We start from the raw sequence: 17,036 nt of genomic DNA, 5'->3' as shown, positions 1-17,036 counted from the left end.
CCGAATGGCGTGGAATCCGCAGATGTGGTGGCTGTCCCCAAGCCGCCTGTGGCTAATAATCCCTTCCTACGGCTACCTGAGGTGCCCGACCTGCTGCACAAGCTGCGCCGTTATCGGGGCAAGATCACCACACAACTCGGTATTCGTCTGTTGTTACTGACGGGTGTGCGTACCGGTGAACTGCGCTTGGCGACCCCTGATCAGTTCGATCTTGAGTGCGGTCTGTGGATCATTCCCCCTGAGGTGGTCAAGCAACTGCAGGATGGCATGCGCAAGCGGGGACAGCGACCGCAGGATATTCCGCCCTACGTTGTGCCATTATCGGTTCAGGCTATCGAGATCGTTCGCTATCTGCTGGGCCAGGTCAAACCTGCACAGCGTTACCTGTTGGCTCACCGTAGCGACCTGAAGAAGCGCATCAGCGAGAACACGCTGAACGCTGCACTCAAGCGTATGGGCTACGAGGGGCTGCTCACCGGCCACGGTATCCGTGGCACGCTCTCCACGGCGCTCAACGAGGTTGGTTACCCCAAGAGTTGGGTGGACGCCCAGCTCTCGCACGCGGACCCCAATAAGGTCAGTGCCACTTACAACCACGCCCTGTATGTGGTCCCACGCCGGAAAATGATGCAGGACTGGGCTGATCGGCTCGATCTGCTGGATCAGGGGGAGGTGAAAGCTGCCAGTGCGCATCTGACTATCCGCATCGATGGTGTGCCTGTGCTGGACGAAGACGTAGGAGTGCCTGCGGATTCGATGGGGGCGGATGCGTCTCCGATCCTGCTGTCGTCGGTAGTGGGTACTTCAGACCATCCTTAATGCGCCGAATGAACGCCTGGCCTGCTGGGCGCATGCGCGGCGTAAATTTATCGAAGCGTAAAAGGTGCAGCCCAAGGGCAAAACTGGGTGCGCCGGCGTGGCGCTGAACCTGATCAACAAGCTCTACGGCATCGAACGCGAGCTCAAGGACGCCCGCGCCGAGCAGCGCAGCCAGCCGATCCGTCACTGGCTGCAGTACGTTGGCTTGCGGGCGGGGCAGCCCCTGCTACCCAGCCGACGCGGACTGCCGATGACGCGTTCGAATGTGGCCGAGCGGATTGCCTTGGCTGTCACCGTGGCGACAAAGAAGTGTCCCCAGTTGCAGTAACGCAAGGTGTCACCACACGCGCTTCGTCATACGACGGCCATGCACCTGCTGCAGGCCGGAGTGGACATCACCGTCATCGCTCTATGGTTGGGCCACGAAAGCCCGGTCACCAACCACGGTTATGTCGAAGCCGACCTGGCCATGAAGGAATATGCGCTTCCACCTGAAACCATGCGCACGCGCTAGCGTCCGACTGACGCCCTGCTGAAGTTTCTGGAAAGCCTCTGAAGTTATGCAAAGTCGGCAGTGGTTGGCAGCCAGGCGCGCCGCCGCCACTGCTGCATACCCGACATAATTTCCGACTGCGGATAATTGCGGTTAAGCCAAGCTTGGCATAACCGCAAGAACTGGCTGTTCAGCGACATGCCCAAGGGCGCGACCGCCAGCGCCCAGCTCTACAGCCTGGTGGAAATCGCCAAGGCTAACGCACAGGAACCCTACGCTTACCTGCGCTATATCCTCGAACGCCTACCGCAGGCCAACCGCATCGAAGACTACGAAGCGCTGCTGCCGTGGAACTGCCAACCAACGACATCGCTGTAAAACGCAAAACCCCACCAGCGGGAGGTGGGGTTTATGGAGCGCTTACGATCAATTCGCCGCTTTCAAAATCAGCGGGGCTGAAGTCGGTCAGACATACATGGCTATTTTAGAACATCCCTGAGTAGGGGGATTCCGAGAAATTATTATAGGTTTATTTGAGGGTTTATAATTAAAACGCATTTTGCCAAGAAGGCGATGCGCCGTAACGGCAACCGCTTTGCTGGTTTTGACAGTCGGCGGAAGTATAGGGTTTATCCGCAGCTTGACTAGTTTCTTCAAGCTCGGCACAACCCGTTAGATTTAATAAAAAAACAAAACTGATAATTATTTTTGTCTTCACGTCATGCTCCACTTTTTGTGGTTTTTATTTTTGATTAACAGCTAGCTTCTTAAGCTCAATATATCCTTGTTTGTTCGCATATCAAGTGCTGGGCGTTGCCGCTTGTCGGATTGCGTGGCATGTGGAGTGTGCGCTGTCGGTTATATGCAGGTTGGCCATTCATTTGTTCACGGACTGCTGCTGTCGTGGCCGCTAAATGCGGTCACTCACGATGACTTGGCTTGATATAGATTGCCTGGAAATAAGTGATTTCACATTTATGTATAAATTTTAATTTATGAATACGGGCTTTCCTTTGTAAGCACGATCCAGGTTTTCTCCTATATAGACGATCATCTCTAATGGGCGTGGACTCTCCGCTACAGTGAACATGAAATTGCGCTTGCTTCTGGGTAACAATTTTGCACAGCGCTTGGCTGTGTTCTTTACGGCTTTGGGGGTGCCGTGGATTTTAGCGGCTAGGAGCAGGGCAAGAATTGCATCTTGGTTTGTCATCTGGTTTCTCACTGTCGATCAGGTTACCTGCACGAGTATCGGGTATTTTGCCGTGGTATTAAGTGGGTGATATGACGCTATGCGGCGTGGCCGGGCTTGCTGGGGATAATAAATTAAGGATCATGTTTTGCAGTAAAGCTGTCGTGCACTGGGATGCTGTGCCGTTGTTTACATGTTTTGTATTGGACGCTTCGCCTAGCATAGCCACAATGATGGCTGTGCCGATTTGGTGTGGCATAGATTTGAATAGTTTCTTCTGAACCCCTTGTTGAATTATTTCGTTGAGAACGCTTACTTGCTTGTTGCGGAGTATTTCAATTGTTTTTTTCTGGCCAGTGGTTAGATTTCGAAACTCGAAGTGTGTAAGTGAAAAGCGTTGCTGATGTTGAATGTTGAAATCCAAATGTGCGCGAATATAAGCAAAAAGTCTTTCCTGCGCACCGCCATTGCGGGGCGTTCCCGTTTCAAGCGCATCAAGCAAGTCGGTTTCATGTTCATCTATCAGTTCGAACAGCAGATCGTTTTTGCTTTCAATGTGGTTGTACAACGAACCGGGTTGTACCCCTACTGTTTCCGCTAGTTTGCGCAGGCTGACATTCTGAAATCCGTTTTCGGCAAAAAGTGTCAGGGCGATCTCCCTTACCTGTTCATGCGAGGAGGCAAGGCCACTATTCGCCTTTGTCCTCTTTGCAGGTGTAGTCGAGGAGCTTAATGACATGAAAATATCCACTGAGTACTAGTTCGAGGGGCCTCCAGCCTGCTACGCGGAGCGCTTTTCTGGCTGGAGTCCTAGGGGTTAACGGGTTAGTGCCAGTGCCACTCCTTGGCCGCCACCGATACACAAGGTAGCCAGACCTTTTTTGGCATCCCGGCGAATCATCTCGTGGAGCAAGCTGACCAGGACCCGACAACCGGATGCGCCAATCGGATGGCCGAGGGCAATGGCGCCGCCGTTGACGTTGACCTTGTCGATATCCCAACCCAGTTCTTTGCCTACCGATAGGGCTTGTGCGGCGAAGGCTTCGTTGGCTTCGATCAGGTCGAGGTCGGCGAGATTCCAGCCGGCTTTCTCCAGGCATTTCTTACTCGCCGATACCGGGCCGATACCCATGATCTGCGGGTCTACGCCGACGCTGGCGTAGGCTTGAATAGTGGCCAGTACGGGCAAGCCGAGCGCCTTGGCCTTGGCTGCGCTCATCAACAGTACGGCGGCGGCGCCGTCATTGAGGGTTGAGGCGTTGCCGGCGGTGACACTGCCATCTTTCTTGAACGCAGGCTTGAGCTTGGCCAGCGATTCAACGGATGTTTCCGCGCGTGGTTGCTCATCCGTGGCGAACAGCAGGGGTTCGCCTTTGCGCTGAGAAATCGTCACCGGGGTAATTTCGTTGTTGAAACGCCCGGCTTCAATTGCGGCGCAGGCCAGGCGCTGTGAGCGTGCGGCGTAATGGTCCTGTTCTTCGCGGGTCAGGCTGTAGCATTCGGCCAGATTTTCCGCCGTGATACCCATGTGGTAGTCGTTGAAGGCATCTATCAGGCCGTCCTGCAGCAGCGAGTCGGCCAGTTGCGCATGGCCCATGCGCAGGCCGGTGCGGGCCTTGGCCAGGACGTAGGGCGCTAGACTCATGCTTTCCATGCCGCCGGCGATGATCACCTCGGCGTCGCCGCAGCGAATCGCCTGCGCGGCCATGCTCACGGTTTTCAGGCCTGAGCCGCAGAGTTTGTTGACGGTCAGCGCAGGCACGCTGTGTGGCAAACCGGCGTTGATTGCGGACTGGCGCGCGGGGTTCTGTCCACAGCCGGCAGTGAGTACCTGGCCGAGAATCACTTCATCGACGCTGGCTGGGTCCAGGCTGGTTTGCTGGAGCAGAGCGCGGATGACGGTGCTGCCCAGCTCGACGGCGCTGACATTCGCCAAGCTGCCCTGGAAGGCGCCAATGGCGGTACGGGTTGCGGCTACGATGACGACGTCTTGCATGTTTAACTCCGAATAAAAAACGTGGCGCGGTGCCTCTTCGAGGTGGACCACGTGTTGCCAGGCGGCATAACTCTCGCCAGTTCGGCGGCCGAGCCGCCAATCTGCTGATGCAACGCTGGGCTATCGCCTAGTTGGGTTTCAGTCGACAAGTACCTGGCAGCCGGTGGCGGCGCTCAGTTCGTCGAGGCTGACTCCTTCGGCAAGTTCGACCAGACGCAGGCCTTGCTCGGTTACATCGAGTACGGCCAGATCAGTGATGAGCCGGTCGACCACGCCCACGCCGGTCAGTGGTAAGTCGCAGCGTGCGAGAATCTTGTGTGCGCCGCCTTTGGCGCAGTGCTCCATCAGCACCACCACGCGCTTGACGCCTGCGACCAGGTCCATGGCGCCGCCCATGCCCTTGACCATCTTGCCGGGGATCATCCAGTTGGCCAGATCGCCTTGCTCCGACACCTGCATGGCGCCGAGGATCGACAGGTTGATATGGCCGCCACGGATCATCGCGAAGGATTCGGCGCTGTTGAAGAACGCGCTGCCGGGCAAGGTGGTGATGGTCTGCTTGCCCGCGTTGATCAGGTCAGGGTCGACGTTGTGTTCGTCGGGGAAGGGACCGATGCCGAGCAGGCCGTTCTCGCTTTGCAGCCAGACGTCCATGCCCGCGGGAATGTAATTCGCCACCAGGGTCGGCAGGCCGATACCGAGGTTCACATAGAAACCGTCGCGCAGCTCCTGTGCGGCGCGTTGTGCCATTTGTTCGCGTGTCCAAGCCATGATCAAACGCTCCGCAGGGTTCGTTGTTCGATACGTTTTTCCGGGCTGCTGTTGAGCACCAGGCGTTGCACGTATACGCCTGGCAGGTGGATCTGGTCCGCGTCCAATTCGCCGATCTCGACGATTTCCTCGACCTCGACCACACAGATTTTGCCGGCCGTGGCGGCCAATGGGTTGAAGTTGCGTGCGGTCTTGTTGAACACCAGGTTGCCGGACTTATCCGCCTTCCAGGCCTTGACCAGGGCCACGTCGGCCGTCAGCGCGTGTTCCATGACGAACCATTCGCCATTGAACTGACGGGTCTCCTTGCCTTCGGCGACCAGGGTGCCGTAACCGGTTTTGGTGAAGAAGGCAGGAATGCCAGCACCGCCGGCGCGCAGCTTTTCAGCCAGGGTGCCCTGTGGGGTGAACTCCAGTTCCAGCTCGCCCGCCAGGTATTGGCGCTCGAACTCCTTGTTCTCGCCGACATAGGAAGAAATCATCTTGCGAATCTGCCGGGTCTCCAGCAGTTGGCCGAGGCCGAAGCCATCGACGCCAGCGTTGTTGCTGATGACTGTCAGTTCGCGCTTGCCGCTGTCGCGCAGGGCCGCGATCAAGGCTTCGGGAATCCCGCATAGACCGAAGCCGCCGACGGCCAGGGTCATACCGTCTTCCACCAGCCCTTCGAGGGCGTGATGGGCGTTGGGGTAGATCTTGTTCATGTTGTGCAACTCCTCATCGCGTTTTTAGGCGGTTAGCGTTTTGCTCTGCTGGTTGTTGAGTGCCCGCGCAACGCGTGAACCGGTTTCCCGGTTTAGTACGCTGCTGATCTGTGTGCCGGCGGCGATCAATTTGTCCATGTCGATGCCGGTGGCGATGCCCAGGCCACTGAGCAGGTACAGCACATCTTCGGTGGCGACATTGCCGGTGGCGCCTTTGGCGTAGGGGCAGCCGCCCAGGCCGGCGACCGAGCTGTCGAACACGCTGATGCCTTCGAGCAGGCTGGCGTAGATGTTGGCCAGGGCCTGGCCGTAGGTGTCATGAAAGTGCCCGGCCAATTTGCCTCTAGGGATATCGCGGCCAACCACTTCGATCAGACGGCGGGTGTCGCCGGCGGTGCCGCTGCCGATGGTGTCGCCCAGCGAGACTTCGTAGCAGCCCATGGCGAACAGCTCGCGGGCGACGCTGGCGACCTGCTCGGGCGGCACGTTGCCTTCGTAGGGGCAGCCGAGCACGCAGGACACGTAACCACGCACGCGCACGCCGTGCTGCTTGGCGGCGTCCATCAGCGGCACGAAACGCTCAAGGCTTTCGCTGATCGAGCAGTTGATGTTCTTCTGCGAGAACGCCTCGCTGGCGGCGGCAAACACCGCGACTTCCTTGACCCCGGCGGCCAGCGCGGCCTCAAACCCCTTCAGGTTGGGCGCGAGCGCCGCGTAGGTAACGCCTGGCAGTTGCTGGATCTGCGCAAACACCTCGGCGCTGCCGGCCATCTGCGGCACCCACTTGGGCGAAACAAAGCTGCCCACTTCGATATAGCCCAGGCCAGCGGCGGACAGGTCATCGACCAGGCGCACCTTGTCGGCCACGCTGATCGGCTGTTGCTCGTTCTGCAAACCGTCGCGCGGGCCGACTTCGACCAGGCGGACTTGTTTGGGTAGGTTCATGGTTGCCTCGTTATTTATCTCGATGGGTATCGCACTGACTACCTGTGGGAGGGGCTTTAGCCGCGAGATTTTTCTCATTCGTCGCGGCTAAAGCCCCTCCCACATATGCGTTTATGCGTTGGCTTCGTCGAGCTCCACCAGCACCGCACCTTCGCTGACCATCTCGCCCTCGCTGCAATACAGCGCCTTGACGGTGCCGGCATGGGTTGCGCGGATGCTGTGCTCCATCTTCATCGCTTCCAGCACCACCAGGGCGGTGCCGGCTTCGACCTGCTGGCCGGCCTCGACCAGTACCCGTACGATACTGCCGTTCATGGGGGCGGTGAGGCCGCCGTGGTGCTGATGGCTGGCTTCGACTTCGGCAATCGGGTCGACACGCTGGATGCTGCGCAACTCACCGGCATAGTGCAGATAGAGATTGTCGCCGCGGCGAATCGCCTGATGCTGCTGACGCAGGCCGTCGCGCTCCACCTGCAGGACTTCGCCTTGCAGTTGTACGTTGGACGCCGAGGCATGGCGCAGACGTACCACCTGGCGCTCGTTCTGGCAGCTTAGGTGCAGATCGGTTTCCGCCGGCAGCCCTAAACGCAGGCCGTTGTGGTTGCTCCAGGGGGAATGCGCATCGTCGAGGCGTTGCAGCGGCGCGGCGCTCTGCACAAAGGACTCGGCGGCCAATTGCCAGAATTCGGCCGGCAGCTCGCTCACCGGCGGCAGCAACTGTGCTTCGTGACGCGGAATAAAGCCGGTATCCAGCTGCGCAGCGGCAAAGGCTGGATGGGCCAGCACGCGGGTGAGAAACGCCAGATTGGTGCGAACCCCGCCTACGCAGGTTTCCTTGAGCATGGCCAGCAGGCGCAAGCGCGCCTCTTCGCGGTTTTCGCCCCAGGCGATCAGTTTGCCGAGCATCGGGTCATAGAAGGGCGAGACTTCATCGCCTTCACTGACGCCGCTGTCTACCCGGCGGCCTTGGCCAGGCGCGGCTTCGCGGTACAGCTTTAGCGTGCCGGTGGCGGGGAGAAAGTCGTTATCGGGATCTTCCGCATACAGGCGCACCTCGATGGCGTGGCCGATTAGCGGCACCTGTTCCTGGGTCAGCGGCAGAGGCTCGCCACGGGCCACGCGAATCTGCCAGGCCACCAGATCCAGGCCGGTAATCAGCTCGGTTACCGGGTGCTCCACCTGCAGGCGCGTGTTCATCTCCATAAAGAAGAAGTCGCCGCGCTCATCCAGGAGAAATTCCACGGTGCCGGCCCCGACATAACCGATGGCTTGCGCCGCCTTGACCGCCGCCTCGCCCATGGCGCGACGCAGCTCCGCTGACAGCCCTGGAGCCGGGGCTTCTTCGACCACCTTCTGATGGCGACGCTGGATCGAGCAGTCGCGCTCATTCAGGTACAGGCAGTTGCCGTGCTGGTCGGCAAACACCTGGATTTCCACATGGCGCGGCTTGAGTACGTATTTTTCCACCAGCATGCGCGAGTCGCCGAACGACGACTGCGCCTCGCGCTGGGCGCTGGCCAGGGCTTCGGCCAGTTCGCTTTCGCGCTCTACCACCTTCATGCCCTTGCCACCGCCGCCGGCCGCGGCCTTGAGCAGCACCGGGTAGCCGATTGCGTTCGAGGCCGTGCGGAAGGTTTGCATATCCTGCGCTGCGCCGTGATAACCCGGCACCAGTGGCACGCCAGCGGTTTCCATCAGCGCCTTGGCGGCGGACTTGCTGCCCATGGCGTCAATGGCGCTGGCGGGCGGGCCGAGGAAGATCAGGCCCGCGGCTTCGATGGCGCGGGCAAAGCCGGCGTTTTCCGAGAGAAAGCCATAACCGGGGTGAATGGCCTGGGCACCGCTGGCCTTGGCTGCGGCAATCAGCTTGTCCACCAGCAGGTAGCTGTCGGCCGGTTTGGCACCGCCCAGATTGACCGCCTGATCGGCCTCGCGCACATGGCGGGCGTTGGCGTCGATGGCGCTGTGCACCGCCACGGTCTGGATGCCCATGGCCTTGGCCGTGCGCATCACTCGGCAGGCGATTTCGCCACGGTTGGCCACCAGCAGGGTATCGATAGGCTTGAGGCTCATGCTTGTGGCTCCTGCCATGCGGGTTTGCGTTTATCCAGAAAGGCACGCAGACCTTCCTGACCTTCGGGGCTGACGCGGATACGGGCGATAGCGTTTTCCGTGTAGCGGCGCAGCGCCGGGGTCAGCACGCCGCTGCCGACTTCGCGCAGCAGATCCTTGCTCGCCAGCATGGCTTGCGGGCTGTTGAGCAGCAGGTTATCGATCCAGGTGTTTACTGCCTCATCGAGCTGGTCTGCCGGGTAGCATTCGGCAAACAGCCCCAGTTCCTGAGCGCGCTGGCCGCTGAAACGCTCGGCGGTCAGGGCATAGCGCCGTGCAGCGCGTTCGCCGATGGCCTGTACAACAAAGGGGCTGATCACCGCCGGTGCCAGACCGATGCGCACTTCGGACAAGCACAGCTGGGCATCAACGGTGCCGATGGCCATATCGCAGCAGCTGATCAAACCCAGCGCCCCACCAAAGGCCGCGCCTTGCACCACGGCCAGGGTGGGAATCTTCAGTTGATACAGGTTGTGCATCAGCTCGGCCAGTTCGCGCGAATCGGCCAGGTTGGCGGTGTAGTCCAGGGTCGCCGCGTGCTGCATCCAGGCTAGGTCCGCGCCGGCGGAGAAGTGCTTGCCACGGCCGCGCAGCAGCAGGAAGCGCAGGCTTTTGTCGGCCATCACCGCGTCGAGGGCGAGAATCAGCTCGCGGATCATCTCGGCGTTAAAGGCGTTGTTCTTGTCCGCGCGGTTGAGCCAGAGCGTGGCAAAGCCGCGTGGGTCTGTTTGCAGTTCTAGGGTGTTGAAGTCGGTCATGGTCTGTCGCTCTAGAATCCGGGGCAGGGCGCTGCCTTACATGCGGAACACGCCAAAGGTGGTCGGCTCAATCGGCGCGTTAAGGCTGGCGGACAACGCCAGGCCCAAGATGTCGCGGGTTTGCGCCGGGTCGATAACGCCGTCGTCCCACAGGCGGGCGCTGGAGTAGTAGGGGTGACCCTGGCGCTCGTACTGTTCGAGGATCGGCTGCTTGAGCTTGGCTTCATCTTCGGCGGAAAAGTTCTGCCCGGCGCGGGCAGCCTGTTCGTGTTTGACCTGCACCAGCACGCCGGCGGCCTGTTCGGCACCCATTACGCCGATCCGTGCATTCGGCCACATCCACAGGAAGCGCGGGTCGTAGGCGCGGCCACACATGCCGTAGTTACCGGCGCCGAAGCTGCCGCCGATGATCACGGTGAATTTCGGCACCTTGGCGCAGGCCACCGCGTTGACCAGCTTGGCACCGTGCTTGGCGATGCCACCGGCTTCGTACTTCTGCCCGACCATAAAGCCGGTGATGTTCTGCAGGAACAGCAACGGAATGCCGCGCTGGCAGGCCAGTTCGATAAAGTGCGCGCCTTTCTGCGCCGATTCGGCAAACAGGATGCCGTTATTGGCGAGGATCGCTACCGGATAGCCGTGGATATGCGCAAAGCCGCAGACCAGGGTGGTGCCGAACAGCGCCTTGAACTCATCGAACACGCTGCCATCGACGATGCGGGCGATGACTTCACGCACATCGAAGGGCTGCTTGGCATCTGCCGGGATCACCCCGTACAGCTCATCAAAGCTGTACAGCGGATTGATCGGCGTACGGTTATTCAACACGCCGAGCTTGCGCCAGTTGAGGTTGGCAATTGAGCGGCGCGCCAGGGCCAGGGCGTGTTCGTCGTTGTCGGCGTAATGGTCGGCCACACCGCTGGTCTTGCAGTGCACATCGGCGCCGCCAAGGTCTTCGGCGCTGACCACTTCGCCGGTGGCGGCTTTTACCAGCGGCGGGCCGGCGAGGAAGATGGTGGCCTGGTTGCGCACCATGATCGCTTCATCCGCCATGGCTGGCACGTAGGCCCCGCCAGCGGTGCAGGACCCCATCACCACGGCAATCTGTGGGATGCCCATGGCGGACATATTGGCCTGGTTGAAGAAGATCCGCCCGAAGTGCTCGCGATCGGGGAACACCTCATCCTGACGCGGCAGGTTGGCACCGCCGGAGTCCACCAGGTAGATGCACGGCAGGCGATTCTGCTGGGCGATGGTCTGCGCGCGCAGGTGTTTTTTCACTGTCAGCGGGTAGTAGCTGCCGCCTTTCACCGTGGCGTCGTTGGCCACGATCATGCACTCCACACCCTCGACCCGGCCGATACCGGCGACCACGCCGGCGGCGGGCACCTCTTCGCCATACACCTCGTGGGCGGCCAGCTGGCCGATTTCAAGGAAGGGCGAGCCGATATCCAGCAGGCGGTTGATCCGTTCCCGCGGCAGCAGCTTGCCGCGCGAGGTGTGGCGTTCCTGGGCCTTGGCGCCGCCACCTTCGTGAACGCGGGCGAGCAGGGCGCGCAGGTCGTTGACCTGAGCGAGCATCGCCGCACTATTGGCGGCGAACTCCGCTGAGCGGGTGTTGATCTGGGTGTGCAGAATGGCCATGAGAACCTCAAGGCGTAGGGTGGACATGGCGTAGCCTTGTCCACCAATAAAGGGGTGCCCCGGTGGACAAGCCGCGCTGCGGCATGTCCACCCTACAAATACGCAGCGCGCGCGAAACCATCATTTGGTTTCGTTGAACAGCTCGCGGCCGATCAGCATGCGGCGGATTTCACTGGTGCCGGCACCGATCTCGTAGAGCTTGGCGTCGCGCCACAGGCGGCCGGGGGAGTAGTCGTTGATATAGCCGTTGCCGCCGAGGATCTGAATCGCCTCACCGGCAAGCCAGGTGGCTTTTTCTGCGGTGTAGAGAATCACTCCGGCGCAGTCCTTGCGGACCTGGCGGGCGTGACCGGTGCCCAGGGAGTCGAGGTGCTTGCCGACGGCGTAAAGATAGGCGCGGCAGGCTTGCAGGGTGGTGTACATGTCGGCGACCTTGCCCTGGATCAGCTGGAACTCGCCGATGCTCTGGCCGAACTGCTTGCGGTCGTGGATGTAGGGAATCACCACATCCATTGCCGCTTGCATCAGCCCCAGCGGCCCGCCGCTGAGTACCGCACGCTCGTAGTCGAGGCCGCTCATCAGCACCTTGACGCCTTCGCCAACGCCGCCGAGTACGTTCTCTTCCGGCACCTCGACATCCTGAAACACCAACTCGCCGGTGTGTGAGCCACGCATGCCGAGCTTGTCGAGCTTCTGCGCACAGCTGAAGCCTGGCGTGCCTTTTTCAAGAATGAACGCGGTCATGCCCTTGGCGCCGGCGGTCAGATCGGTCTTGGCGTAAACCACCAGCACGTCGCAATCCGGGCCGTTGGTGATCCACATCTTGGTGCCGTTGAGCACGTAGCGGTCGCCGCGTTTGTCGGCACGCAACTTCATCGACACCACATCGGAGCCGGCATTCGGTTCGCTCATGGCCAGGGCGCCGATGTGTTCGCCGCTGACCAGTTTGGGCAGAAACTTGTCTTTCTGCGCGGCGCTGCCGTTGCGGTTGATCTGGTTCACGCACAGGTTGGAGTGGGCACCGTAGGACAGGCCGATGCCGCCCGCCGCGCGCGAGATTTCCTCCATGGCGATCATGTGCGCCAGGTAGCCCATGCCCGAGCCGCCGTACTGCTCGGGAACGGTCATGCCGAGCAGGCCCATATCGCCGAACTTGCGCCACAGGTCCATGGGGAACTGGTCGGTGCGATCTGCGTCTTGCGCGCGCGGGGCAATTTCCTTGGCGGCAAAGCTGGCGACGGAATCACGCAGCATGTCGATGTCTTCGCCAAGGAAGAAATTCAGTCCGGGCAAATTGCTCATGGTCCAGTTCTCCTCAAATGAGTGTCGATTGTTTGGTTCATCACGCCGATAGCCGCAGTGCTGCCTGGCAGCGTTGCTCGGCGGTGTTCAGCTCCAACTGCATGTGCTGGATGTCCACCATCTGTTGTTCGAGTTGTTGCCGGCGCGCGACGATCTTTTCCAGGAGGCGGCTCAACTGCTTGTGATTGCCGCCTGCGGGGTCGTACATGCCGATCAGCTCCTTGCATTCGGCGAGGGAGAAACCAATGCGCTTGCCCCGCAGGATCAACTTCAGGGTGACCCCGTCGCGTACCGAGTAGATACGCTCCTGACCGCGCCGCTGTGGCACCAGCAGCCCCTGCTCCTCGTAGAAACGGATGGTGCGGGTGGTCACCTCCATCTCACGGGCGAGCTCGGAAATGCTGTATGTCCTTGGCATGCTCACGCGCTTATTACCTTTACGTTAACGTTCATCCGCTGCCGTCGATCCAGCACCGCTGTGTTGCCTGGCGGCGCTCGATTCAGCGACCCGCCGACTTGCGGCGGGGCCTTTGATCACAGTTGGGTTGCGTGGATTCGTTCGGCTTTGTCGGCTTTGCTGGCATCGTGGAACTGACCGCCATTGCGCCACTGATCGAGAAGCTGGGCCTGCTGTGCTTGCGCATGCGCCAGATAGCGCTCCTTGACCGGGCCATAGCCGCGGACGCTGTCTGGCAGGCTGGCCAACTGGACCGCGAGGTCGAGGTTGTCCGTGTTGAGGTCCGCCAGCAGTTGGTAGAGCATCTGCTCGTAGCTGCCTAACCACTCACGCTCGACCTTGCGCTCATGGGTGTAGGCGAACGGATCGAGCCAGGTATTGCGCAGTATCTTGAGTTTGGCCAGCAGCTTGAAACCCTTGAGCATCCACGGGCCAAAGCTGCGTTTTGCCGGTTCGACGCCAGGTGCGGCCTTGTTCAGCAGTGGCGGGGCGAGGTGGAAGCGCAGGCTGTAGTCGCCCTCGAAGGTCGCGTCGATCTTCTTGAGGAACTCGCCATTGGTGAACAGGCGCGCCACTTCGTATTCGTCCTTGATAGCCAGCACTTTGAAGTAGTAGCGCGCTACGGCTTCGGTGAGCGGGCCGGGTTGGCCGGCGAGTGCGGTCTCTGCCGTGCGGAACTGTTCGACGCGATCCTGGTAACGCTTGCCGAGGGCGGCGTCGTGGTAATCGGTGAGGTAGCTGACGCGCCGCGCGATGGTTTCTTCCAGGCTCTGCGACAGCTGACGGTCGCGGCTCTCGACCTTGCCGGCGGCGAGCTTGCGCTGCACCCGTGGCAGGTCGACTGCCGCGCGACGGCCCCAGGTGAAGGCCATGCGGTTGAATTCCACGGCGGTGCCGTTGAGCTCGATGGCTTGCAACAGCGCAGCTTCGCCCACCGGCAGCCAGCCTTGTTGGTAGGCAAAACCGAGCATGAAGGTGTTGGTGGCGATGGAGTCGCCCATCAGTGCGGTGGCGATCTGGCTGGCGTCGATAAAGGTGGCCTGCTGCTCGCCGACCGCCTCGTTGATCTGCGCGGACATGCCCCGGGTGCGGAACTGCGGGTCGGGGTGGGCGTGCAGGTCGCCGCTTTCCGCCTGCTGGGCGAAGGTGCGGACGAAGGCGCTGGTGATGCTTTCCTCGCTGTTGATCAGGGCGTGGGTGACTCCCTGGCGCAACTTCGAGAGTGTCTCGCTGTTGGCGCTCACCACCAGGTCGCAGCCCAGCAGAAGGCTGGTTTCGCCCTCGGCGATACGTGGTGCGAACAATTGTTCCTGGCGTGCGGCAATGCGGATGTGCGACCACACCGCGCCGCCTTTCTGCGCCATGCCGGCCATGTCCAGGTTGAGCGCGCCCTTGCCTTCGATAAAGGCCGCCATGCCGAGCAGGGCGCCAATGGTGACCACGCCGGTGCCACCGACACCGGTGACAAGGATGCTGTAAGGCTGATCCAGGTTGAGTGGCGCGGGTTGCGCCAGCTCCCAACGTTCTTCGTTGTTGTCGGCCAGGGCCTTGGGCTTGCGCAGCTTGCCGCCTTCGACGGTGACGAAGCTCGGGCAGAAGCCGGACAGGCAGGTAAAATCCTTATTGCACGACGACTGGTCGATCTCGCGCTTGCGGCCGAACTCGGTTTCCACTGCGACCACTGACATGCAGTTGGATTTGCTGCTGCAATCGCCGCAGCCTTCGCACACCGCTTCGTTGATCACCACCCGGCGCGCCGGATCGGGGAATTTGCCGCGCTTGCGCCGGCGGCGCTTTTCGGCGGCGCAGGTCTGGTCGTAAATCAGCGCCGAAACACCGGGGAATTCGCGCAGCTCTTTCTGCAGCTCATCCATCTGCTCGCGGCCGTAGACCGGTACATCATCGGCCAGGTCCTTGATGTCCTGGTACTTGTCCGGGTCGTCACTGACCACGAGGATGCGCTGCACGCCTTCGGCGGCGAGCTGGCGGCTGATCTGCGCCACGCTGAGGCTGCCGTCCACGGGCTGGCCGCCGGTCATGGCCACGGCGTCGTTATAGAGAATCTTGTAGGTGATGCGTGCCTTGGCCGCGACCGCTGCGCGAATCGCTAGCAGGCCGGAATGGAAGTAGGTGCCGTCGCCGAGGTTGGCGAACACGTGCTGGGTCTCGGTGAACGGCGCCTGGCCGATCCAGGCCACGCCTTCGCCGCCCATCTGGCTGAAGGTCTGGGTTTGTGGGTAGATCCAGGCGGCCATGTAGTGGCAGCCGATGCCAGCCAGTGCGCGGCTGCCTTCGGGGACCTTGGTCGAGGTGTTGTGCGGGCAACCTGAGCAGTAGTGCGGCACCCGATCCATCAGGTTATTGAAGTTATCCTTGCTGGCCAACTGCGCGTCGAGTACCGCCAGGATGACCTGCAATGGGCCGCTCTGGTGCAGGCGCAGAATGCGCCGGGCCAGGGCGCGGGCAATCTGTGCCGGGGTCAGCTCGCCGATCGCCGGCAACAGCCAGCCGGTGTGCGGCAGGCTCCACTCGCCCTTGTCGTCGAACTTGCCGACGATGCGCGGACGCACATCCTCGCGCCAGTTGTAGAGCTCTTCCTTAAGCTGGTATTCGATCAGGTGGCGTTTTTCTTCGACCACCACGACTTCTTCCAGGCCGTCGGCGAACTGACGCACGCCCTCGGCCTCCAGCGGCCAGATCATGCCGACCTTGTACACGCGCAGGCCAATCTGCTGCGCCAGCGCGTCGTCGATGCCGAGAATTTTCAGGGCTTGGCACACGTCCAGGTAAGACTTGCCGGACGTGATGATGCCGATACGCGCCTTGGGCGAGTCGAGCACGATGCGGTCGAGGCGGTTGACCTTGGCATACGCCAGTGCGGCATACAGCTTGTGTTCCAGCAGGCGCTGCTCCTGAGCCAGGGGCGGGTCCGGCCAGCGGATATTCAGGCCACCTTCGGGCAGGGCGAAGTCGGGGATCACCGGCTGTACCCGTTGCGGGTCGACATCGACGATGGCCGCGCTTTCCACGGTGTCGGCCACTGCCTTGAGTGCTACCCAGCAACCGGAGTAGCGCGACATGGCCCAGCCATGCATGCCGTAGTCGAGGTATTCCTGTACGCCGGACGGCGCCAACACCGGCATCATCACTGCCTTGAAGATGTGCTCGGTCTGATGCGGCAGCGAGGAGGAGCGGGCGCCATGGTCGTCGCCAGCAATCGCCAAAACGCCGCCGAACTTCGAGGTACCGGCGGCATTGGCATGGCGGAACACATCGCCGCAGCGATCCACGCCTGGGCCCTTGCCGTACCACATGCCGAATACGCCGTCGTACTTGGCGCCTTCGAAGATGTTGACTTGCTGGGTGCCCCACAGCGAGGTGGCGGCGAGGTCTTCGTTGACCCCAGGATGAAAGACTGTGTGGTTCTGCTTGAGGTGGTCGCGGGCTTTCCACAGCGCCTGGTCGAGCGTGCCCAGGGGCGAGCCGCGGTAACCGGAAATGAAACCTGCGGTATTCAGGCCATTGGCCAGATCGCGCTGGCGCTGCATTAGGGGCAGGCGCACCAGCGCCTGGATGCCGGTTAGCAATACTTTTCCGCTTTGCTGAACGTACTTGTCGTCCAGTGAGGGAGACGTGCTCATGGCTAACCTCCAGTCTTATTCTTATCGATGCAGCCAGCCGTGGCGGAGCTGCGTATAGATTTGAACAGATTATTGGTTAGTGTTTAATTATCTTAAAGTGATAAAAACTGGTTTTAGGTATTTGATAAACAGATACCTGCTGCGGTGAATTGCGGCTGCGCGGTGCCTTCCGCTCTGTAACCGAACGTCGCGAAAGGTACGCCAG

General features: G+C 61.0%; 14 protein-coding genes and 2 pseudogenes. 4 read left to right on the top strand and 12 right to left on the bottom strand.

Going from position 1 to position 17,036, the window contains the following annotated elements; translation table 11 throughout:
• The 4 genes and pseudogenes from B3M58_RS16000 to B3M58_RS15985 form a co-directional block, all read left to right on the top strand.
• A partial coding sequence (locus B3M58_RS16000) for a tyrosine-type recombinase/integrase (protein ID WP_296220573.1) occupies positions 1–819 on the top strand: 819 nt, incomplete at its 5' end.
• A 10-nt stretch (positions 820–829) separates the two neighbouring features.
• Positions 830–988 (top strand): annotated as a pseudogene (locus B3M58_RS15995) (IS66 family transposase); the annotation flags it as partial.
• A 165-nt stretch (positions 989–1,153) separates the two neighbouring features.
• Positions 1,154–1,333, top strand: coding sequence for a tyrosine-type recombinase/integrase (locus B3M58_RS15990; RefSeq protein WP_414704096.1), 180 nt, complete (start codon positions 1,154–1,156; stop codon positions 1,331–1,333).
• Positions 1,334–1,486: 153 nt separating this feature from the next.
• Positions 1,487–1,690, top strand: a pseudogene (locus B3M58_RS15985) (transposase domain-containing protein); the annotation flags it as partial.
• Positions 1,691–1,859: 169 nt separating this feature from the next.
• On the opposite strand, the gene B3M58_RS15980 reads toward B3M58_RS15985, so the two are convergent.
• From B3M58_RS15980 to B3M58_RS15920, 12 genes are all read right to left on the bottom strand, one after another.
• Positions 1,860–2,030: a hypothetical protein gene (locus B3M58_RS15980; protein WP_296220569.1), complete on the bottom strand. Its 171-nt coding sequence runs from the start codon at positions 2,028–2,030 to the stop codon at positions 1,860–1,862.
• 553 nt (positions 2,031–2,583) lie between these two features.
• Positions 2,584–3,243, bottom strand: coding sequence for a TetR/AcrR family transcriptional regulator (locus B3M58_RS15970; RefSeq protein ID WP_296220566.1), 660 nt, complete (start codon positions 3,241–3,243; stop codon positions 2,584–2,586).
• Positions 3,244–3,321: 78 nt separating this feature from the next.
• On the bottom strand, positions 3,322–4,500 hold the full coding sequence (locus tag B3M58_RS15965) for an acetyl-CoA C-acetyltransferase (RefSeq protein ID WP_296220565.1): 1,179 nt from the start codon (positions 4,498–4,500) through the stop codon (positions 3,322–3,324).
• Positions 4,501–4,638: 138 nt separating this feature from the next.
• Positions 4,639–5,271 carry a CoA transferase subunit B gene (locus B3M58_RS15960; RefSeq protein WP_296220562.1) on the bottom strand — a complete coding sequence of 211 codons (633 nt, stop codon included), beginning with the start codon at positions 5,269–5,271 and terminating at the stop codon, positions 4,639–4,641.
• A gap of 2 nt (positions 5,272–5,273) precedes the next feature.
• Positions 5,274–5,972 carry a CoA transferase subunit A gene (locus tag B3M58_RS15955; protein WP_296220561.1) on the bottom strand — a complete coding sequence of 233 codons (699 nt, stop codon included), beginning with the start codon at positions 5,970–5,972 and terminating at the stop codon, positions 5,274–5,276.
• A gap of 24 nt (positions 5,973–5,996) precedes the next feature.
• On the bottom strand, positions 5,997–6,917 hold the full coding sequence (locus B3M58_RS15950) for a hydroxymethylglutaryl-CoA lyase (RefSeq protein WP_296220559.1): 921 nt from the start codon (positions 6,915–6,917) through the stop codon (positions 5,997–5,999).
• 111 nt (positions 6,918–7,028) lie between these two features.
• Positions 7,029–8,990, bottom strand: coding sequence for an acetyl/propionyl/methylcrotonyl-CoA carboxylase subunit alpha (locus B3M58_RS15945; protein ID WP_296220556.1), 1,962 nt, complete (start codon positions 8,988–8,990; stop codon positions 7,029–7,031).
• Positions 8,987–9,787: a gamma-carboxygeranoyl-CoA hydratase gene (locus B3M58_RS15940; protein WP_296220554.1), complete on the bottom strand. Its 801-nt coding sequence runs from the start codon at positions 9,785–9,787 to the stop codon at positions 8,987–8,989. Before B3M58_RS15940 ends, B3M58_RS15945 begins: the two co-directional genes overlap by 4 nt.
• Before the next feature lie 36 nt (positions 9,788–9,823).
• Positions 9,824–11,431, bottom strand: a complete 1,608-nt coding sequence (locus B3M58_RS15935) for a carboxyl transferase domain-containing protein (protein ID WP_296220600.1) — start codon at positions 11,429–11,431, stop codon at positions 9,824–9,826.
• A gap of 120 nt (positions 11,432–11,551) precedes the next feature.
• Positions 11,552–12,733 (bottom strand): isovaleryl-CoA dehydrogenase, encoded by a 1,182-nt coding sequence (locus B3M58_RS15930; RefSeq protein ID WP_296220553.1) that lies wholly within the window; start codon positions 12,731–12,733, stop codon positions 11,552–11,554.
• Positions 12,734–12,773: 40 nt separating this feature from the next.
• On the bottom strand, positions 12,774–13,151 hold the full coding sequence (locus tag B3M58_RS15925; protein ID WP_296220551.1) for a MerR family transcriptional regulator: 378 nt from the start codon (positions 13,149–13,151) through the stop codon (positions 12,774–12,776).
• A 116-nt stretch (positions 13,152–13,267) separates the two neighbouring features.
• A complete protein-coding gene (locus B3M58_RS15920) occupies positions 13,268–16,831 on the bottom strand; it encodes an indolepyruvate ferredoxin oxidoreductase family protein (protein ID WP_296220549.1) in 3,564 nt (1,187 codons plus the stop codon).
• Positions 16,832–17,036: the final 205 nt, after the last annotated feature.

The organism is Pseudomonas sp. UBA2684 (assembly GCA_002354655.1).
Classification (GTDB): domain Bacteria; phylum Pseudomonadota; class Gammaproteobacteria; order Pseudomonadales; family Pseudomonadaceae; genus Aquipseudomonas.
The sequence above is the reverse complement of the archived record's forward strand: the minus strand, read 5'-3'. Positions and strand labels throughout refer to the sequence as shown.